At 40.1% G+C, this 22,307-nt stretch carries 10 protein-coding genes; 4 read left to right on the top strand and 6 right to left on the bottom strand.

Annotated features, from left to right (window positions below; translation table 11 throughout):
* Positions 1-408: 408 nt before the first annotated feature.
* The 5 genes from ACM0OX_RS16765 to ACM0OX_RS16745 form a co-directional block, all read right to left on the bottom strand.
* Entirely contained in the window at positions 409-1,605 is a 1,197-nt protein-coding gene (locus tag ACM0OX_RS16765) for a glycosyltransferase family 4 protein (protein ID WP_414516247.1), read from the bottom strand.
* A gap of 290 nt (positions 1,606-1,895) precedes the next feature.
* Complete coding sequence (locus ACM0OX_RS16760) at positions 1,896-3,110, bottom strand: O-antigen ligase family protein (protein WP_414516246.1); 1,215 nt, start codon at positions 3,108-3,110, stop codon at positions 1,896-1,898.
* 10 nt (positions 3,111-3,120) lie between these two features.
* Positions 3,121-4,224: a glycosyltransferase family 4 protein gene (locus ACM0OX_RS16755; RefSeq protein ID WP_414516245.1), complete on the bottom strand. Its 1,104-nt coding sequence runs from the start codon at positions 4,222-4,224 to the stop codon at positions 3,121-3,123.
* Between the two features lie 77 nt (positions 4,225-4,301).
* Entirely contained in the window at positions 4,302-5,735 is a 1,434-nt protein-coding gene (locus ACM0OX_RS16750; RefSeq protein ID WP_414516244.1) for an oligosaccharide flippase family protein, read from the bottom strand.
* Positions 5,736-5,976: 241 nt separating this feature from the next.
* Entirely contained in the window at positions 5,977-7,419 is a 1,443-nt protein-coding gene (locus ACM0OX_RS16745; protein ID WP_414516243.1) for a sugar transferase, read from the bottom strand.
* Between the two features lie 978 nt (positions 7,420-8,397).
* Between ACM0OX_RS16745 and ACM0OX_RS16740 the strand changes: the two genes are divergently transcribed.
* The 3 genes from ACM0OX_RS16740 (at position 8,398) to ACM0OX_RS16730 (ending at position 16,997) form a co-directional block, all read left to right on the top strand.
* Positions 8,398-9,300: a methyltransferase domain-containing protein gene (locus ACM0OX_RS16740; protein WP_414516242.1), complete on the top strand. Its 903-nt coding sequence runs from the start codon at positions 8,398-8,400 to the stop codon at positions 9,298-9,300.
* Between the two features lie 282 nt (positions 9,301-9,582).
* Entirely contained in the window at positions 9,583-15,534 is a 5,952-nt protein-coding gene (locus ACM0OX_RS16735) for an amino acid adenylation domain-containing protein (RefSeq protein WP_414516241.1), read from the top strand.
* A 281-nt stretch (positions 15,535-15,815) separates the two neighbouring features.
* Positions 15,816-16,997 carry an aldo/keto reductase gene (locus ACM0OX_RS16730; protein WP_414516240.1) on the top strand — a complete coding sequence of 394 codons (1,182 nt, stop codon included), beginning with the start codon at positions 15,816-15,818 and terminating at the stop codon, positions 16,995-16,997.
* A 185-nt stretch (positions 16,998-17,182) separates the two neighbouring features.
* Here the strand turns inward: ACM0OX_RS16730 and ACM0OX_RS16725 are convergent, their stop codons facing one another.
* A complete protein-coding gene (locus ACM0OX_RS16725; RefSeq protein WP_414516239.1) occupies positions 17,183-18,511 on the bottom strand; it encodes a hemolysin family protein in 1,329 nt (442 codons plus the stop codon).
* A gap of 240 nt (positions 18,512-18,751) precedes the next feature.
* On the opposite strand from ACM0OX_RS16725, the gene mfd reads away from it, so the two are divergent.
* On the top strand, positions 18,752-22,285 hold the full coding sequence (gene mfd / locus ACM0OX_RS16720; RefSeq protein ID WP_414516238.1) for a transcription-repair coupling factor: 3,534 nt from the start codon (positions 18,752-18,754) through the stop codon (positions 22,283-22,285).
* Positions 22,286-22,307: the final 22 nt, after the last annotated feature.

Here is a 22,307-nt window from a genome sequence, read left to right as displayed (position 1 = left end):
AGTCCCCATGAGTACAAACTTGTAACGGTGGTGTGTTTACTTTTATTGAGCAAAACTTTTGTTAATTTTAGATTGGTGAGTTAAGTACCTCCTAACTATAACTGCCGTCCTATAAATCAACCCTTTAGTAACAGGACGCTCAATTAACAGTTTTTTGCATTGAGCCATAAACCATTCATATTCATTCAAGTTTATTTCTGGATGATCAAAGACTTGATTTTTTCTTTGGATATTGGATATTTATTATACGGCTATATTCCTTAGTCATATCAACGATCTTAGCCAAAAACAAAATTTCAAAGTCAAGTAAAAAACTTGATCTTTAGTCAGTTTGTAATTTTTGACCATAAACATCTACTTATTACTCAAATCACTTACTGAATATAATAATTCTGAAAGTTGAATTAGCTACCTACTTTGCCAAACTTTATTGTAAGCATCTAACAGTTTTGGAGCTTGATATTGCCATTCAAGAATCTCCTCCATTCTGCGTCGCCCCTCAGCTCCGATCTTTTGTCTGCGTTCAGGAGAATCTAGAAGTTCCAAAATTTTCTCGGCAAATTCTACCTCGTCGTTAGGCTTGGCATAAAGAGATGCTTCTTGTGCAGAACGTCTTCCCTCTCGCAAATCAAACTGGACAATTGCTTTTCCCATTGCCATGTATTCAAGGATTTTATTCATGGTGCAGTTTTCGTTATAAGCAGATGTTGGAGAAGGTTCTACACACACGTCACAGCTGGAAAGTCGCTCTAAAAGTTCTTCACCTTGCTTAAACCCTGTAAATTCTACAAACTCATTCACTTCTAATTCTTTAGATAAGTCCTTGAGCTTTTCTGCCATAGGTCCACTACCAATTAGCATAAAGTGAATATCAGAGCGATTTTTTTTGTGGACAATGTAATATACCATTCTCAAAAGATAATCAATACCTTCTGGTTCTCCCATGACACCCATGTAACCTATCAAATAGTTCCTATCTCTACGGTAATTGGGGTTTGGAGGCATTCGGCGAAAGCGCGAAAGATCCGGCGCACTACGAACTACAAATACTTTCTCTGGTTTCTTGTGCCCACGGTTAAGAGCTACCTCTCTGTGTGACTCGTTTGTTGAAATCACCATGTCTGCTGTGGCATAGGTCAAGCGTTCAGCCCAGCGTAATCCATGATAAAAAATATCGCGCCGCCGATACTTAGCTTCATACATTTCCGGACTGAGGTCATGATGATCGAAGATAATAGATATACCATGAAATAATTTAAACCATACTGCTACCAAGAAAAGTAAATCGGGCGGATTACAAATATGTATGACATCAAAACCTCGCTCTCGCCATACCCTTTGAGCTAGACGGAATTGCCAGTTAATCGCCCAACTGTACTCTCGGAGATAGCCAATGACAGAACTTTCTTCCGGTGGTAGAGGATGACGGTAAATGTGAATCTGCTCAATAATTTCGTAATCTTTATCAAAGCCATTACCTGTAGGTGAAATTACGCTAACTTCATACCCAGCTTTTTGCAAAGTAGTTGCTTCCATCCATACCCGTCTATCAAAGGGAACTGGGAGATTTTCTACGATAATTAGTACTTTCTTCGGTGATGCCATAATCATTTCAATTTTTAATTAGTTTCGCAAGTAATTATTCACTCACTCGGTAAAATGGTCAAAACCCACAATTTATGGGTGATGGGCAGGGGAAATATGAAACGTTCGTTACCTTAGTAAAACACTCACTTGTCAAGTCTAAAATATACCTTATTTATGTAACCTATAATCATCCTTGGCGAAACTGATTGAACAATAAATATGGATGTCTACATCATAATAGCTATCAAATTTGCGGTTACTAGCTGGTTAGAATTATGTTGATTAATCATCTGATTTTTACTTCATCTTTACATTCTGACTGAGAGAGATGCCGCCACATAGAGTATCCAAGTCAAACTATTTGATTCCATCAAATTAGACTCAGTCAGGCTAGATAAGAGTATAAATGTCATGTGTATAAGTGGCCAAATATCAAATGCTGTTTTACTACTACGCACCCAAGCAAATCCTTGCAAATAACTGCGCCAAAATCCTAAAAAGAATACTCCTAACCCTAAAAGACCCAAATCTAGGCAAAGAGCCAGATAACCATTGTGGGGGTGGGTTGGCATCCATCCAGCTGCAAGCCAAATATAGGCAGATTCGCCATTCCATCCTTGCCAGAATCCACCATAACCGTAACCAAGCCAAGGATGTTTCCAAATCATATCAATTACTAATGGCCACAACTCTGTTCGACCAGTCAGTGTCGCATCTTTCCCAATTGCACTGAATAGGATATCAGCATCATTAGACAACCAAAAATATAAACCTTGGCTGATAGTAGCTATCATTATTAAGGTTGGTACCATCAACTGGTATGACCAGCGCCAAATTTGAAAAGCAAAAAATGCCAATATTAGAATTAATAGATTAATTAGAGATGAACCTGAAGACGCAAGCAGTAAAAGTAGTACTGACAAGCAAAACCCACCCCAAAAAAGCCAATTACGTTTTTGATGTTGATAACCAAGGATCAAAAAAGTCATACTACTCGTTACCATTCTTGCTCCGAGACCGTTTTTGTGCGTGAATACTCCACGCCACTTTGGGCTACCCAAATCATGCTGTATCCCGTATTGAGGCAAGGCTATAGCAAAAACGCAACTAAGTATTATAATAATTGCAAAGTTCCAAGCAAGTAAATGTAATTGCTGTTTTAAGCTATATCGCGAAGCAAAATATAATCCAAATAAACTAGAATTAATCAGGGCAAAACTATTTTTTAATGTTGTTGATGGTTCAAAAGACCAAATAATAGAAACAGCTGACAATAAAATTAAAGAATAAAGCCAAAAGTCTTTATTAAAGAAATAAAGAGTTTTCTTCCAACGCAAAACTAGTAGTACTAAGGTAACTGCGTAGATTAAAGAATAAATAATCCGAATCAAAGAGCTATCATATTCTACTAAATCTTGTTGTCCTGCTCCTCCTGACAGTACAACAACAAAAATTGCCCCTGAATACATCAGCAAGCTCAGAATTGTGAATACCTGTTCAGCAAAAATTAGTATTTTCCTCATAATAAATTAACTAATATTTATTTTGCATATTCATTTCTTTATAATAAATTTGAGCTGTCTGAGCGGCAATATTTGACCAATTTAAATCTTCCTGACAACGAGCTAATGCCGCAGTTTGCATACGTTGTTGCAAGTCGCGATCGCTTAACAAATAAATAATAGCATCAGCTAAAGATTGGACATCACAAGGTGGAACTAACAACCCATCTTTTTTATGCTGAATTATCTCACTTAATCCCCCTACTTCAGAGGCTACAACCAGTGTTCCCATCCCATAAGATAAAGCTGCCACACCACTTTGAGAGGCTTCTATGTATGGTAGAACTGTTACCGTACTGCGTTGAAATAGATTACTTACTTCTTCAAGAGGGATAAAGTCATTGATAATTTCGTAGCGTTTCTCATCATAACCATTAGGGAAATATTGTTTGATGTTTTCTCCCCGTCCAGCGATAATCAGCTTGACTTCAGGTATCCGTTCAGCAATTAAAGGCATAGCCTGAAGTAAATATTTCAATCCTTTGTAGGGCCAGATACGTCCAAAAAATAGTAATGTATTTGGCTCACGAGTCTGACTATTCTGCTTACCCCGACGCTGATACAAACTACCAAGTTCTCCATGTGGCAAAACATTGACTCGCTCTTGAGGTATACGAAATTGTTCAGTTAGAATCTTTTTTAGTTGATGAGTATGGACAATCAATTGTTGGGAACGATAGAAGGCAATACGCCTGGTATACTCTGAACCGAATACAGCCATACTATCTCCTGGGTGACGGAATATGTCGTGGATAGTCGTCACCAGTGGCGGCATTTTGTTGAGTAACAGAGTCCAATCATACCAAGGATCGTTAGTTTCTTGCACGTGCAAGACATCCGGCTGTATATCTTTAATAATACGCATCATCGCGTACATAGACAATAGGTTGCGTGGGTCGCGAATCCGTGGTTTTTTAAAGCTAATTACGCGGATACTAGAATCAAGAACATTGCTACAGACATTTGAGACTTTTTCCGGATGAATTAGCGTTAAATCAACATGTTTAACCAGACTGTTTGCTAATTCAATGGTGTAATCTTCAAAACTAAAATGTAATAAAGCAACCTTAATCATAATTAAAATTATCCCCTAACCTTAAATTATTTCATCAATTTTTATGAGCTAATGATAAGAATTTATTCGGAAACTAATTACTGTGATTTTAATAATTTGAACCATAAAAAACGAAACCCTCCAAAGGCACGAATACCTAAAAAAATCACAAATAAAGCATAGGCACAAGTTGCAATAATTAGAGTTAATATAAAGTCTAAGTTCAGCTTTTGTAATAATATTAATATAGGTAGCATTAAAATAGTTATTATTAATGGTCGGCGGATAATTCGCCATAAATTTAATGGGAATAAGCGAGTATAGGTGAAATAAATATACTGGCTAAAACCAGAAATAGTCATTAATAATGCCATTAAAGCTGCACCTAGTAACTTATATTGCGAAACTAATACCACACCTCCTAAGCTACCTAATGTAGTGGTAATAACTACTTCACGTAGGTTCACTATCTCGAAACCATTGGCTACAAGTAAATAAGTCAGTGAGCGTGTAAATGGCAAAAAAACGAGTGATGCAGCGCTTATAATAAGAGCTATATTTGCTTCAGCAAAGCTAGCATTATAGAGAAAAACTAATAGTTCTTTGCCAAATAATAAGATTCCAAGAAATAAGGGTAATGCGATGATTAGTAGGATTTCGATAATATTTTCAGCTATCTGCCTCTGCCTTTCCCGTCCTTGCTCTACTGCCTTTGAAAGTCTTGGAAATATTGCTAAACCTATACTGTTAGCAATAATCATAAAGGGTTGTAATAATTGTGTTATACCGCCAAATAAACCTACTAAAATCTCATTTCCTAACAATGAAAGGATCAATATTTGAATTCTGCCACTTACTACAGCTATTGCTTCAATAGCAAAAAATGTACGTGCACTTTTGATTGTATTAAAGACAAAACTCCTATCAATTTGCCATTGCATTTTTACCAACCGAGCGATAAAAATCCATTCAATTACCAAAATTAGTGTTTCTGAAAAAACTAGGATCGCCCCCAAATATTCAATTCCATATTTTAGTTGCATCGCCCAAATCATGATTATTAGGCGTAAAATATAGACTGGCACTGTAGCGATCGCAATCAGATGCATCTTTTCTTTCGCTTGAAAAATTGCCTCTGTTATATTAGAAAGCGCAAAGGGAATGATCGTTAAACCCATTATGTAACAAACAGTCGAGGTTTTGGAACTATAGGGAAGTAAAAATACTACAATCACCAATGCCGCATAACTGAAAAAACTAAATATTAACTGTAGGCAAGTACCACTGATCAAATAGACTGGTGTTTTTTGTGGCTCACGAGCTAGTTCTCTAGTAAACAATGTTTTTAACCCTTGTGAAGCAATGCCCACAAAGATAAAATAGTAGCTATATGCTAGTAGATACTGCCCTAAAGCTTCAGCTCCTAGAGTACGAGCAATCGAAGCGGTTAACACAAAAGCTGTAACACTTTGTGCTAACCGATTGAGTATCATCGAGAAGGAATTACTTATGAATTTGTACTTTTCTACCATTCTTAATAATTCTTAATTCAGCTTAATTCTTTTATTTTGAGTCACCACAATTTTTTGTCGGATATATCCTTATAGATTTTTCGAGAGCATTCTCAAACAAAATAAGTAACTAATTACTCAGTTATGTAGAAAAATCTAAATTTAATCCGCTGTAAATTAAACTGAACACTGCAATAAATTTATTGATTGATACGGAAAGTAAATTCTATAATCCTAGCCTTCATGCTATGGATTTTTTCTATTAGTAAGCACCATCTTTTTTCAGAACCACCATAACTGTTTTAAGGAGAATTTCAAAGTCTAACCCAAGCGACCAATTTTCGATATAGCTAATATCTAGATGAATCACTTGTTCAAAATCTAAAATATCTGAACGACCTGAGACTTGCCAAAGACCTGTAATACCAGGTAAGATTTCATGTCGAATAAAATGGTGTTCAGAAAACTTTTCAACATCTCTGGTAGGTAAAGGTCGAGGTCCTACTATACTCATTTCTCCAAGGATAACGTTAAAAAGTTGAGGTAATTCGTCTAAACTATAACGACGGAGAAATTTTCCAACACGGGTAATGCGAGGATCATCTTTAATTTTAAAGATAATTCCATCTTTTGTTTCATTTAAAGCTTCTAATTCTTTTTGTAATTTTTCTGCATCAGACCTCATCGTTCTGAATTTCCATACTTTAAACTGTTGACCATGTAAACCTATACGGGTTTGTTTGTAAAATACTGTGCCTGGAGAGTCAAATTTTATAGCTATAGCTATAGCTATATAAACCGGGAATAATAACATTACAAATAAAGTCGCAAAACAAAAATCACAACTACGCTTGATCCAAAAATCTTTACCTGTAATTATCGGACAATCCAAACTCAGACAAGGCATTCCACCTATTTTGTTGAATTGTACGTTTTTATAAATTGGTTTTAATTCCATCGGTAAAATATGTACTTGTATCCCAGATGCTTGAAATAACCAGCACAAAAACATTCTATTTTTTAGCGCATCCCAAGATATAAAAACTTCTGTCACTCCTAGTTGATTAAGCTGAGACAATGTTTGCTGACGCTGATATCTGTCTAGTGAATTAGCATTCGCCGTTCCAGATATAATGTAATGCTTTTCTTTTTTTATAAAACTCGCAATCTGCTCGCGATCTTGAGGATCGCAAATAATGAAAACAGAAGAACGAACTATTTTTTTCTGCTTGCGTAGATATTCAAGAGTAATATTTACAGCGTATCTACCAGTACAAACAAAAAATATACTTAGCAACCAAGGCAATAATATTAATCTTGGACGTGTGATATCAACAACTGGTTTATACAAAAAACTAACTAAAACGATTAATCCATGAGCAAAAGTTAGCGATTTGATAATATTGAAATAGTCATAACGTTTTTGACCTTCTCGATAAATACCCTCAACAGCTAGCGATCCTATTTGAATCCCAATAGCTGTTAAGATTGGTAAATAATGAATTGGTATATACCAATAAAAATGTCCATAAGTAGATTGATATGCTGCTAAAACCCAAGCTAGAAATAAAAGAGTGCAGTCTACTAAAAATAATGTTGTTAATCTCAACCACCATGAACCCTTACGTACCGTGACAAATGTCGATGCACGTAAATCCAAAGGTACTTCACTGAATTTATTTGTTGTAATGCTTTGATTACTCATAGTTAGGAACACTTGGTGTAGGTAAAATTTGATAGGATATTAGATATACAAGACAATTTGGGTATCTCATTATTTTTATTTACAAAGAAAAATTGACTTTTTAGTCTATTCTTAAAAATTTTCTTGAGAGTAACTTTAAGTTTTTTATCAAAAGCATTCTCCAGGGTCGGTTTGAGTGCCGTTACTACCGAAATACCTAGGTTTGATTGCAGCCTATAATCACAATTTTAGTCTGTAAAAATTAATGAAAAAAAGTATTTGTTGTCCAATTTTAACTTGGCAATTAAACAAAACTGCTGATGTTAATAATCAAGCAAGCAAAATAAAAATATTATAATTTTTGAGGTTACTAATACATCAGCTAAATTAATTATGGATATCGCAGATATGTTAGAGAATTTTACTTATTCGAGGTATAGAATGATTGATATCACCTCAAATATTACTCTAGCATATTTATTTGGACTAATTCAGCTTTGAATATAAAGTTGTCTTGTTGTGTTTATTTTTTTACGCATAATTACTGATTAACAAAACTTACACATAATTTATAACAAAATGCATCAAAAATTTGATGTTTGTAATAAAAGTTTACATTGTTGAATATTTATGGTTAAACTTGAGTCAGTTTCATAGACATTTCTAAATCAAGTCTTAAAAGGGCAACAACCTTAACGACGAAACTGTAGTTTAGAGTAGAAGACTGATGTTACAAACGTAGTTGGGTTTTATGAGTTCGCCTAAATTCTTCAAAAAAATAATCTTACGGCTTTACATTAATTTTATATAATTAGAGACAAAATGAAGATTTTGTAAAAACTATTTTTCATTCAGTAGATTTTACTGATATAGGATAATGTACTTTTATAATTGCGTGTAAATGTTTGTGTTTGTTGGCTAAAACAGAAATTTGATTTTTTGGATTCAATTGTAATAATTTAGAGTTTCATTTCAATCAATAAAACACGGGGTGAAAGTATGGTTACTAGTAAATTAGATATATTAGATCGATTGGGTAGGTTTTTAACCAGTAAAAAGTGGAGTTTCCTGACAAACTTGCGTCTCAATAATTTAGAAGTTAATAAAATTTTACGAGCCACAGATGATTTGGAAATAGTAAAAGCACAGACAGAAATAAATAATTTATCTTTTTCTGAAAAAGATTATAGGAATTTTGTAAATTCAGATGTATTAAGTAAATATAATCAGCTTGATTACATCCATTCCAAGCCACTCGAATATTTGACGACAATGACTCTCTTAGAGTTGAAAGAAGGTGATAAAATACTCGATGCTGCTGGTGGTGAAAAAGCTGAATATATAAAGGCTTTAATGGCAGTTTCGGACTTCAAATTGAATGCTTACTGCCAAGACTCTTTATTGGATGGAAAAGTCACAGATGGAATTAAGTACATTGGTGGCTCTATTGATGCGATCCCTCTTCCAGATGAATCTTTAGATGGAATTAGCTGTCATCACTCTTTTGAGCATTTTCGAGATGATTTGGATATTAAGTTTATTAAAGAGGCAGTACGTTTATTGAAAGTTGGCAGAAAACTTGTCATTGCACCGCTATTTTTAACTAATGAATATGCAGAAATCTGGAACAATAAACGGATTCAAAAGTCTAATGTTGACGAAGCAATCACAATTTTTGACAATACTGCAAGCTTTGCTGGATGGGGTGCATATGAAGGCTTTGCTAGAACTTATAGTCCTGCTGCATTCAAAACAAGAATTATTGATAATTTACCGAGCAACTGCCATGCAAAAATCTACAAAGTTATTGTAGATGGAAAACCTGTGCCAGACCTACAAAAAAATTATCATCAACCTCTACTCAATGCTGAAATGAAGGCACTGGTAATAGTCAAAAGCTAAATAGCAACTTAGCAATTTTTGAGTTTGGTAAGTGTTATGGCAATTTGCAATTGCTTAGAGTCCAAACAATTAGTAGGGGTGCACAACGTATCTGTGTGCTCCTAGTGTGTATCATTCAAAATTGCTATTATGTTGGTTATCTGAGAGTTATTAATTGTATTGTTCTGATTTTCTATATACTAGGGGCTATATTTGCTCATATCTTTTTTAGTAATAAACCTTTAATTATTTACGTCTTCATAAACTTTAATTATTTATGCCTACTGGAACTTAATATAGAAAATGCAGATAAATAGTCAGACATCAGAATATAAGCAAAATATTACCTTAAATACCTTAAATAACACCATCAGCACTCAAGTTTTACAGGAATTGAATGACACCCAAGTAGTTCATAATCACGATCTGTGCATTCATCAAATGTTTGAGATGCAAGTGGAGCGATCGCCCCAAGCGATTGCGGTAGTATGTGGAAATACACAACTTACTTATCAACAATTAAACGAGCGGGCGAATCAACTAGCGCACCACCTACGTGCTTTAGGCGTTGGGCCGGAAGTACTTGTAGGTATATGCTTAGAGCGCTCCTTAGAGATGATTGTAGGACTACTGGGCATTCTCAAAGCTGGAGGCGCTTATGTGCCTTTAGATCCGGCATATCCCTCAGAACGTTTAGCTTTTATCTTGGAGGACACCCAGACGCCAGTATTGTTAACCCAAGAAAAATTGGTCAATAACTTACCACCGCATCAGGCGCAAGTGGTTTGTCTGGACTTAGACTGGCAAGGAAATATTCAAAATAGTCAAGAAAATCCTGTAAACCAAACTACGGCTGATAACCTCATCTACGTAATTTACACATCTGGTTCTACAGGACAGCCCAAGGGTGTAATGATCCCTCACCGTGGTATCTGTAATCAACTCTACTGGAAGCAAACAACTTTTGGATTAACTCACGCAGACAAAGTTTTACTGACTATTTCTTTTAGCTTTGATCCCTCAGTGTGGCAGATATTCTGGCCATTGTGCTTTGGGGGGCAATTATTTATGGCTCGCCCTGGCGGACATCAAGATACAGCCTATCTTGTGAAGGTGATTACCGAGCAGCAAATCACAGTTCTGGCTTTAGTACCTTCCATACTGCGTGTCTTATTAGAAGAGAAGGGAATTGAAAATTGCCGATTCATCAGACACATTACCTGCGGTGGTGAAGCTTTACCTGGCGAACTTATAGAACGCTTCTTTACCCAACTGAATTTGGACAATGTTTTACATAATTGTTACGGCCCGACAGAAGCTTCTATTGATACTACTTTCTGGAGTTGCCAGCGCGGTACTAATTATGCTATTGCACCTATTGGTCGTCCGATTACCAATGCAGAGATTCACATCCTCGATGAAAATTTGCAGCCAGTGCCTGTTGGTGAATCAGGTCAACTGCACATTGGCGGTATTGGTCTAGCGCGAGGCTATCTTAACCGTCCAGAATTGACCACAGAGAAGTTTATTTTCAACCCTTTTAGCTCTGAACCTGGGGCACGCCTTTACAAAACTGGGGACTTAGCGCGTTATTTGAGCGATGGTAATATCGAGTTCCTTGGTCGCATTGACGACCAAGTTAAAATACGTGGCTTCCGAATTGAATTAGGAGAAATTGCAGCTATATTAGCTCAACATCCGGCACTGACACAGACTTTAGTCATAGCCAGAGAGGATGTTCCTGGGGACAAGCGACTTGTAGCATATATTGTTGCCCATCCAGAGCAAATTCCTAGCCAGGCTGAATTGCGTCGCTTTTTGGAAACTCGGTTGCCTGAATACATGCTGCCTAGTTTCTTTGTATTTTTGGACACTCTACCATTAAATCCCAACGGTAAAATAGACCGCCGCGCTTTACCTGCACCGGATACATCTGATATTAAGCTGTCAACTAACTTTGTTCCACCTCAGAATTCGACAGAAGAAGTCTTGGCTGGCATTTGGGCGAAAGTTCTGCGTCTGGAACAAGTAGGAATCCACGACAATTTTTTTGAATTGGGAGGGCATTCACTGCTGGCCACTCAAGTGATGTCTAGAGTTCGCCAAGCTTTTCAAATAGAAATAGCGTTGCAACTCTTATTTGAGAATCCCACGATCGCCACTTTAGCTCAAGCGATTGCCCAAAACCAAACTCCAGAAAACGATCCCCAAAATCAGACTATTCCTCAAATAGCCAATCGGCAATCAGCACCTCTATCCTTTGCCCAGCAGCGAGTCTGGTTTTTGGAGCAGTTGGAACCCAATAGCCGAGCGTATATTGTCTCCAATGCACAGCGCTTAACGGGCCAGTTAAACCTGGGTATATTACAACAGTCACTAGATGCGATCGTTGTCCATCATGAGGCATTGCGAACCAACTTTATTACATCACTTGATGGTAGCCCCATACAAGTAATTGGCACGCCTCGGCCAGTGGAACTCAAAATCATTCAGGTAACAAAAGACCAAGTAGAATTTTTCCTCAATCAAGAGGTGCAACGCCCCTTCAACTTAGAATCTGACTTAATGCTGCGTGCTACTTTGCTGCAAGTAGACGAGCAGGAGCATATACTCTTGTTAATGATGCACCACATCGCCTCAGATGGCTGGTCAATCGGTATTCTCTGGCAGCAGTTAATAGCGCTTTATGAAGCTTTTTTGAACAGTAAGCCTTCCCCCTTGGCAAAATTGCCCATTCAGTATGCGGATTTTGCTGTGTGGCAGCACCAATGGCTATCAGGTGAAGTACTTTCCAGCCAAATTAACTATTGGAAAACCCAATTAGCAGGTGCTAATACTGTACTGGAATTGCCCACCGACCGACCACGGCCACCAGTGCAAACTTACCAAGGAGCAGCCGAATCTCTGATGCTACCACAGACTTTGAGTGCATCACTCACAGAACTCTCGCATCAGGAGGGTGTCACTCTATTCATGACATTGCTGGCAGCTTTTGGGACAATACTGCACCGCTATACTGGGCAAGAAGACATTCTTATCGGTTCTCCCATTGCCGGACGTAACCGTTCTGAGATTGAAGAGTTAATTGGATTTTTTATTAATACAGTTGTTTTACGGACTGATTTTGCCGACAACCCCAGTTTTCGTTCAGTGCTAAATCGAGTTCGCCAGATGGCATTAGCTGCTTATGCTCATCAAGATATGCCCTTCGAGAAACTGGTAGAAGAACTGCAACCAGAGCGAGATACCAGTCGCAACCCACTATTTCAAGTGTGGTTTAATATGCTCAACTTAAGGGACATCCAACTGGAACTACCTGGAGTGCCTATCGAACCAGTCTCGATCCTAGAAACAGCTTCTAAGTTCGACTTAACCCTTTACGTTACAGAACAAAATCAAGGAATCCAACTTGATTTAGTTTACAACACCGATCTGTTTACTTCAGAACGGATGATGGAAATGCTCGATCAATTCCATCACTTGCTGAATCAAATTGTTGCTGCTCCAGAGAGAAAAATTAGTTTGTATTCCTTGGTGACACCAAAAGCACGACCTTTGCTGCCGGAACCAAGGGCGATTTTAGCAGAACCACGGTATGACTTGACGACAACAATGTTTACCTCTTGGGTAAATTGTACCCCAGAACATTTATCACTTCGTCAAGGATTTCGTACTTGGAATTATGGGGAGTTGGGCAAAACCGCTCAAACCTTAGCACAGGTTTTGTTATCTCACGGAGTAGAGCGCGGAGATGTCGTAGCCGTGTTTGGGACACGCAGCTTTGGGCTAATTGCCAGTATGCTTGGCGTACTCTTGAGTGGCAGTGTGTTACTAACCCTCGATCCCAAACTTCCCAGCCAACGCCAGCGGCTGATGCTACAGGAAGCTAAAGCTAAATACATATTATATATTGATGGTCAGCGTCCAGAAGACGAAAAGATAGGGGAGTCTTTAACTAGCATCTGTGTCAACCCAGACACAGGAGAAGCCATAAATTCTCAAAAGAGCATTGAAGCAGTAAATCTACCTGAAATCGCTGCCGACGATGCAGCTTATATTTTCTTTACTTCCGGCACTACTGGTGTACCAAAAGGTGTGCTGGGGTGTCATAAAGGGTTGGCACATTTTCTAAACTGGCAGCGACAGACCTTTGAAATTAATCAGCAAGACCGCGTTGCCCAATTAACTGGTCTTTCTTTTGATGTCGTTCTTAGAGATATTTTCTTACCTTTAACTAGTGGTGCAACCCTATGCTTGCCAGAAGAAGAGGATAACTTAGAACCAACGAGAATTCTGCGTTATTTGGAAAATGAGCAAATTTCTGTACTGCATACAGTTCCTTCGCTGGCGCAATTATGGTTAGCGAATGTGCCGTCAGGAGTCTCTTTACGTAACTTACGCTGGTTATTCTTGGCTGGAGAACCTTTAAAAGAAACCCTTGTAGTTCGCTGGCGGGATGCTTTTCCAGAATCAGGTGAAATTATTAATCTCTACGGCCCGACAGAGACAACTTTGGCAAAGTGTTATTACCGAGTACCTGTTGACTGTAGCCCTGGTGTACAGCCAGTAGGATTACCGCTGCCGCAAACTCAAGCACTGGTTTTCACACCAAATCAACAACCGTGCGGTATCGGTGAACCGGGCGAGATTGTAATCCGAACTCCATTCCGGAGTTTAGGTTACATCAATGCCCAGCAAGAAAACCATTCTCGGTTTGTCAAGAATCCTTTTCGGAACGATCGCCACGATTGGCTTTATTATACAGGCGATCGCGGATGCTATCGTCCAGATGGCTCTCTAGAAATTCTCGGTCGCCAAGATCATCAAGTCAAGATCCGGGGGATACGCATTGAACCAGGGGAAATTGAAACGGTCTTAGCCCAACACCCAGATGTACTCCAGACTGTAGTGATTGCCCGTGAAGATATTCTTGGCGATCGACGTTTGGTGGCTTACATTATACCGAATCAAGACTCAGGAATTGCGATTACTGATATCCGGGGTTTCCTCTCGACAAAATTGCCACAGTACATGATACCTTCGGCTTTTGTCGTGCTGGACACCATGCCCTTAACCCCCAACGGCAAGGTAGACCGCCGCGCCCTACCAGCACCAGACTTATCGAGGCAAGAGCCAGAAGATACCTTTGTTGCTCCCCGCAATGAAGTGGAACATCAATTAACCCAGATTTGGGAACAAATTTTAGGTGTCCAGCCGATTGGTGTTAGGGATAACTTCTTCGAGCTAGGAGGACATTCTATCCTAGCGGTAAAACTGTTTTGGCAAATTGAAAAGACATTTAGTAAAAACCTGCCGCTTGCAATTCTTTTCCAGTCGGGGACTGTAGAGGCTCTAGCCAAAATAATTTCTCAAGAAGAAGATTTAACAACAAACTCGGTTTTAGTAAATACTTTAAATCAGTCAAAATCTAGCTGGTCATCCTTGGTAGAAATTCAACCCAACGGTTCCAAGCCACCTTTTTTCTGTATTCACGGGCTGGGTGGAGAAGTCTTATGTTTCCGTGAATTGGCATTGCATCTGGGGACAGAACAACCATTTTACGGATTACAACCACGAGGGCTAGATGAAAAATACCCTCTCCATACCCGCATTGAAGATATGGCAGCGCACTACATTCAAGAAATTCAAACCCTTCAACCTCATGGCCCTTATTTTCTCGGAGGTTATTCCTTTGGGGGTACAGTTGCCTTCGAGATGGCTCGGCAACTCCAAAAGCAAGGCGAACAAGTTGGCATTTTAGTTATGCTTGATAGTTGTCGTCTAGGTTATAGCTGGCAGTCGCCAGTTCTCAAGCGAGTTTTTTTGCATTTAAATAATATTGTTCAACAAGGGCCTAACTACCTTTGGCAAAAGGTTGTGAGATGGAGTTATTGGCGTAAGCAAGAATTACAAAATACATATAACCGTTACTTGGAAAACGTACTTCATGTACCTGAAACTGATAAGCATTTAAAGGTTATAGATACTAACACTCAAGCCCTCAATGACTATATTTTTTCACCTTACCTTGGTCGAGCTATTCTTTTGCGGACAGAGGATAAAAATCGGGACGAAGCTATAGGCATAGAATACGCTCCTCAATTTGGCTGGGACGAGGTAGTAGTTGGAGGATTGGATATCCATTACATTCCCGGATCTCACCTTGACATACTTAAAGAACCGCATGTACAAGTATTAGCTGAAAAATTGAAAACTTGCTTAACTCACGCGCAGTCTCAGATTGCAAAAAATTAATTTGAACTTTTTTGTTAGTTCACTTTCGCACAACTCAGCACTGCTGGGTTGTTTTGCCATTTCTTGATCTAAACTTAAGAAAGTGGTAACTACGATGAGATAATTATTCTGTGGAACTGGAATATTGGTAAAAATCCAATAAATAAAAGACCTGACCGATTTAAGAATGCGATGAATATTGCTAGTGTCACAGATTGAACAGAGGGAATGATTGTGGCACTGAAAGCTGGAATGACTATCGTTTTTAGATTTTAAGTTGGCAAGCAATCCACAATCCACTAATGCTATATAGAAGATTTGGGCGTACAGAATTACAGATGCCAGTGTTTTCCTGCGGTGGCATGAGATATCAGTTCAAATGGGAGGATGTTCCCAATCATGAAATTCCTGCTGATAACCAGGCGAATCTGGAAGCGACTATTAGAAGGGCAGTCGAGGTTGGGATTAATCATATTGAAACTGCCCGTGGTTATGGCACTTCTGAAATGCAATTGGGGAGAATATTGCCCAAGTTTCCCCGCGAAAAGTTAATTGTTCAGACAAAAATCAATCCAAAGGCAGATGCGAAAGAATTTCGGGAGACATTTGAACAATCCTTGAAAAATCTCCAGCTAGATTATGTTGACCTTTTAGGGTTGCACGGCATTAATCATCCTGAGTCGTTAGATGCAAGCATCCGTCCCGGCGGCTGTTTGGAAGTAGCGCAGCAGTTGCGAGCAGAGGGAAAAGTTAGATTTATTGGCTTTTCCACACACGGCTCGACAGATATAATCGTGCAGACAATTAATACCAATCAATTTGATTACGTCAACCTGCACTGGTACTACATTAATCAATGGAATTGGGCGGCAATCGAAGCAGCTAAACGCCACGATATGGGGGTGTTTATTATTAGCCCATCTAATAAAGGAGGTTTGTTGTATGAGCCTCCCCAAAAATTAGTAAATCTTTGCGCCCCGTTGAGTCCAATGGTGTTTAATGATTTGTTTTGTTTGAGCCATCAAGAGGTACATACCCTGAGCTTGGGAGCAGCAAAACCACAAGATTTTGACGAACATCTGAAGACTTTAGAATTAATAGATCGAGCATCAGAAATTTTGCCACCAATCTTAGCAAGATTGGAATCAGAAGCGATTGCTACTTTGGGAGAAGATTGGGTAAAATCCTGGGAAACAAATCTACCAACCTTTGACCAAACCCCTGGCGAGGTAAATATTCGGGTGATTTTGTGGCTGCGGAATTTAGCGATCGCCTACGATTTAGTAAACTACGCTAAAATGCGCTACAACCTGCTTGGCAATGGTGGTCACTGGTTCCCCGGCAATAAAGCCGACCGGCTAGATGAATTAAACTTGCGGCAATGTCTTACCCAGAATCCCCATGCCGATAAAATCCCCCAACTTTTGGAACAAGCTCATCAGATGTTAGCGGGTGAAGAGGTCAAACGTCTATCTCGCACTTAGGGACTTCCAAAAAAAAATATCCCAAAACTAACGCAAAAACCCTCTCTATTTCTTCTCTCTCTGTGTTCTCTGTGCCTCTGTGGTTCGTTTGTTCGTGGATAATTTATTTCCTGGAAGTCCCTTAAAGGGATTGGGAAGAGACAAGGGAGTGACTTTTTGAATAATTCCTCCTTTGCCTCCTTTTACTACTCAGATTTTTTCATATCTGCTGATTTAACTGCCTTCGGTACGACTAGCACCTTATCAACGCGATTACCATCCATATCCATCACTTCAATGCGCATACTTTGCCATTCAAAATGATCTGCTGCGGCAGGAATACGACCTAAATGGGTAATCACAAAACCGCCTAAAGTTTGATAACTGCCCCGTTCCTCAGATTCCCACTCTTCCATACCAAAAAGTTCCAAAAACTCCTCTACAGGTAACATCCCATCCAAAAGCCAGGAACCATCTTCGCGTTGTACAGCTTGTGGTTGATCCTGTCCATCCGTTGAAGGAACATCACCCACGATTTCACTCATGATGTCGTTGAGGGTAACTAATCCTTGAATTACGCCATATTCATCCACTACTAACGCCATGTGAGTGATGGTTTGCTTGAACAACTCCAAAACTTTCAAGCCACGGGTGCTTTCTGGCACAAATACAGGCTGTCGCAATCCGATTGTTAAATCCAGTGGTTCCCCTCGGAAACTCCTGGCTAATAAGTCGGTGACAGGGATAACACCCAGCACATTGTCAAGTCCCCCCTGACAAACTGGATACCGAGAATAAGCACTATCAACCATTTTTTGGCGATTTTCTTCGGCACTGTCATCTAAGTCTAGCCAAACAATATCGGGACGGGGTGTCATCAAGTAGCTGACAGGGCGATCGCCTAAACGAAAGACTCGCTCCACCATATCCTGTTCAGCTTCCTCAAAGGTTCCCGCCTCAGTGCCTTGCTCAATTAAGATTTTAATTTCTTCTTCGGTGACTTGCGGCTCAGTAGAAGCTGTAATTCCCAGCACTCGCAGGATCAAATCAGTAGAAGCACTTAATAAATATACCATTGGCGAAGCGATCGCCGATAAGGCACGCATTGGAATAGCTACATTCGATGCAATTCTTTCTGGGTTGTTTAATGCCAGACGCTTTGGTACTAATTCGCCAACAATCAGTGAGAAATAGGTAATGAGCAAAACCACTATTCCAAAAGATATCGGTTCGCTATAAGGTGCTAACAAAGGTACAAGTCGCACATAGACTGCCAGTCGGTTGGCAATTGTTGCTCCTCCAAAAGCACCAGTTAGGATACCGATCAAGGAAATACCCACTTGAACAGTTGACAGGAAATGATTTGGAGACTCCGCTAATTTCAATGCTGCCATCGCCTTGGCATCTCCTTGATTGGCAAGCTGCTGTAGCCTAACTTTCCGTGCCGAGACAATCGCCATCTCAGACATAGAAAACACGCCATTGGCAATAATTAGCACCAAAATGATTAAAATTTCAAAAGTGATGGAGGACATGTTTAAAATTGCCGCTTATCAGAGCAAACGTAGCTCAATCCTTAGTATCTAGTATTAAAGGTGCTTCGATAAATACTTTGACTATACACAAAGTAGTAGTTATAGTTCTGAAGTTTATTAGTCACTGTGCATTATTCTTCCACCGAAAGAATAAGAAAGCTGTTAACACTTTTAAAATAGTTGACATAAACTGCCTCAAGATTTGCTGACCCACAAAGACTCCCATCGCTAGTAGTACTTATGTCATTTTCTTCTATTGTGCGTGCCTTAGGCCGATCGCCGCTCACCACTGAATTTATTTCTAAGCTGAATCGACAACAAGAATTGCGGTTAAATGGCGTTCCCAGGCTGCCCAAGACTCTAGTGGCTTCGGCATTAGCGCAGTCTCAGGGCAAGGATTTGTTTGTGGTTTGCGCCACCCTAGAAGAAGCTGGACGCGTTTACGCACAACTGGAGGCAATGGGATGGCAAACAGTACATTTTTACCCCACCTCCGAGGCTTCTCCCTACGAACCTTTTGACCCGGAAACTGAAATGAGTTGGGGGCAAATGCAGGTTTTGGCAGATTTACTCAAAAATCAAGAGTCATTAGTCATTAGTCATTTGTCATTAGAAACAAACCAAAGACAAATGACAAATATGGCGATTGTGGCTACTCAAGGGGCGCTGCAACCTCATTTGCCTCCACCAGAAGTTTTTGGGCAATTCTGTCTTACTCTGAAAAAAGGGATGGAATTAGACCTGAATAGCTTCAGTGAGAAAATAACTATTTTGGGGTACGAAAGAGTTCCTTTGGTGGAAATGGAAGGGCAATGGAGTCGGCGGGGCGATATTGTTGATGTGTTCCCGGTTTCTTCGGAATTTCCAGTCAGGTTGGAATGGTTTGGTGATGAAATCGAGCAAATGCGGGAATTTGACCCAGCAACCCAACGTTCCGCACTCGACAAAGTTGACCAGTTAATTCTTACCCCTACTAGCTTTACTCCCATCGTGATGGCTGCACTGAAAAATAGTGCTGAGTTAGGAGTTATGAGTGATGAGTTAAATTCTGACTCAGAACTTAGCACTGCGAACTCATCAATGTTGGAGGGTAGCCGTCGCTTTTTGGGGTTGGCATTCGAGCAACCAGCATCTCTGCTAAACTACTTAGCAGAAAATACCTTGATTGCCATTGATGAGCCAGAACAGTGTCATGCTCATAGTGATCGCTGGGTAGAAAATGCCCAAGAACAATGGGGAATGGCGCATGGGGAAGAATCTACTCCTCTAAGATTGCCGAAAATCCACCGTTCGTTTGATGACTGTCTGCTTGATGTTGCCAAGTTTAAAACATTATATTTATCGGAACTGTCAGAGGAAAATAGTGGGATCAATCTTGCTAGCCGTCCTGTTCCAGCCACGCCACACCAGTTTGCTAAACTAGCTGAAACTATCCGCCAAGAACGCGATCGCAATTTCTCGATTTGGCTGCTTTCTGCTCAACCTTCCCGTTCTGTCTCGCTGTTGCAAGAACATGATTGTCCGGCTCAGTTTATCCCGAATCCCCGCGACTACCAAGCGATAGATAAGCTGCAAATTAACCATATTCCTATAGCTCTAAAATATTCTGGTCTGGCGGAATTAGAAGGTTTTATCCTGCCTACGTACCGAATAGTAATCGTTACAGATCGGGAATTTTTTGGACAGCATTCTTTGGCGACTCCGGGCTATATCCGCAAGCGCCACAAAGCTACTTCTAAACAAGTCGATCCCAATAAACTGCGTCCGGGCGATTATGTAGTTCACAGAAATCATGGTGTTGGCAAATTTGTCAAGCTGGAAAGTTTGACGATTAATGACGAAACCCGTGATTATTTGGTGGTGCAATATGCTGATGGGTTACTCAGAGTCGCAGCCGATCAAGTAGGGGCTTTATCGCGGTTCCGCGCTGGAGGTGATAAAGCACCGGAACTTAACAGAATGACCGGTAAAGCTTGGGAAAATACCAAGAATAAAGTCCGTAAAGCGATTAAAAAATTGGCAGTGGACTTGTTGAAACTGTATGCAGCGCGATCGCAACAACAAGGTTTTAGCTTCCCTGGTGATATGCCTTGGCAGGAAGAATTAGAAGATTCTTTCCCCTACCAACCCACGACGGATCAGCTTAAAGCTGTTCAAGATGTAAAACGCGACATGGAGAGCGATCGCCCAATGGATCGCTTAGTTTGTGGCGATGTCGGTTTTGGAAAGACGGAAGTGGCGATTCGTGCTGTTTTTAAAGCAGTCACCGCCGGTAAACAAGTGGCACTCCTTGCGCCAACGACTATTTTAACACAGCAGCATTACCATACACTCAAAGAACGTTTTGCACCGTATCCCGTAAATGTCGGTTTGCTCAACCGTTTTCGGTCTGCTGAAGAACGCCGCGATATTCAAAAGCGATTAGCAACGGGTGAATTAGATGTAGTGGTTGGTACGCACCAACTTTTAGGTAAGTCCGTGACATTCCGCGATTTAGGACTGTTGGTAGTAGATGAAGAACAGAGGTTTGGGGTAAACCAGAAAGAAAAAATTAAAAGCTTGAAAACTCAAGTGGACGTGCTTACCCTCTCCGCCACTCCCATTCCTCGAACTTTGTATATGTCTTTGTCGGGGATTCGGGAAATGAGTTTGATTACCACGCCACCTCCAACGAGACGACCGATTAAAACCCATCTTTCACCAATTAATTCCGAAAGTATCCGCACTGCAATTCGTCAAGAATTAGACAGAGGCGGGCAGGTATTTTATGTAGTTCCACGGGTAGATGGAATTGAAGAAACAACAGCCAATTTACGAGAGGTGATACCAGGAGCTAGGTTTGCGATCGCTCACGGTCAAATGGATGAAAGCGAGTTAGAATCAACCATGCTCACTTTCAGTAATGGCGATGCAGACATCCTTGTTTGTACAACAATTATTGAATCTGGCTTAGATATTCCACGAGTCAACACCATTTTGATTGAAGATGCTCACCGCTTTGGATTGGCACAGCTGTATCAATTACGCGGTCGTGTGGGGCGTGCAGGTATCCAAGCTCACGCTTGGTTATTTTATCCGAAGCAACGGGCATTATCTGATGCGGCTCGACAACGTTTACGAGCGATTCAGGAATTTACTCAGTTAGGTTCTGGGTATCAACTAGCGATGCGCGACATGGAAATCAGAGGTGTGGGTAACTTACTAGGTGCAGAACAATCCGGTCAAATGGATGCCATCGGTTTTGATTTATACATGGAAATGCTAGAAGAAGCAATTCGGGAAATCCGAGGACAAGAAATTCCGAAAGTGGAGGATACCCAGATTGACCTTAACCTGACGGCGTTTATTCCGGCAGATTATATCACCGATTTGGATCAAAAGATGAGTGCTTATCGGGCGGTGGCGACAGCTAAATCTAAATCAGAATTAAAACAGATTGCAGCCGAGTGGAGCGATCGCTATGGTACTTTACCAGTCCCCGCAAATCAACTTTTGCGAGTCATGGAACTCAAACAGCTAGCGAAAAAACTCGGATTTAGCCGCATTAAGCCAGAACAAAAGCAGCACGTTGTTTTAGAAACGCCGATGGAGGAACCCGCTTGGAATTTATTGGCGGCGAATTTACCAGACAATCTCAAGACGCGCTTTGTGTATTCTCCTGGTAAGGTGACGGTGCGCGGGTTAGGAGTTTTTAAGGCGGATCAACAATTGCAGAATTTGATTGATGCTTTTGGGAGAATGCAAGGTGCGATTCCAGAGGCGGTTGGTGTTTGATAAGTTTTGCTCAAGTTTCTAT

Source organism: Nostoc sp. PCC 9305, assembly GCF_963920915.1.
Classification (GTDB): domain Bacteria; phylum Cyanobacteriota; class Cyanobacteriia; order Cyanobacteriales; family Nostocaceae; genus Nostoc.
The sequence above is the reverse complement of the archived record's forward strand: the minus strand, read 5'-3'. Positions and strand labels throughout refer to the sequence as shown.

Coding starts and splice junctions, on each gene's coding strand:
- ACM0OX_RS16725 (WP_414516239.1), bottom strand. CDS start 18,511: ATGTCCTCCATCACTTTTGAAATTTTAATCATTTTGGTGCTAATTATT.
- ACM0OX_RS16740 (WP_414516242.1), top strand. CDS start 8,398: ATGGTTACTAGTAAATTAGATATATTAGATCGATTGGGTAGGTTTTTA.
- ACM0OX_RS16750 (WP_414516244.1), bottom strand. CDS start 5,735: ATGGTAGAAAAGTACAAATTCATAAGTAATTCCTTCTCGATGATACTC.
- ACM0OX_RS16745 (WP_414516243.1), bottom strand. CDS start 7,419: ATGAGTAATCAAAGCATTACAACAAATAAATTCAGTGAAGTACCTTTG.
- ACM0OX_RS16760 (WP_414516246.1), bottom strand. CDS start 3,110: ATGAGGAAAATACTAATTTTTGCTGAACAGGTATTCACAATTCTGAGC.
- ACM0OX_RS16735 (WP_414516241.1), top strand. CDS start 9,583: ATGCAGATAAATAGTCAGACATCAGAATATAAGCAAAATATTACCTTA.
- ACM0OX_RS16765 (WP_414516247.1), bottom strand. CDS start 1,605: ATGGCATCACCGAAGAAAGTACTAATTATCGTAGAAAATCTCCCAGTT.
- mfd (WP_414516238.1), top strand. CDS start 18,752: ATGTCATTTTCTTCTATTGTGCGTGCCTTAGGCCGATCGCCGCTCACC.
- ACM0OX_RS16755 (WP_414516245.1), bottom strand. CDS start 4,224: ATGATTAAGGTTGCTTTATTACATTTTAGTTTTGAAGATTACACCATT.
- ACM0OX_RS16730 (WP_414516240.1), top strand. CDS start 15,816: ATGCTATATAGAAGATTTGGGCGTACAGAATTACAGATGCCAGTGTTT.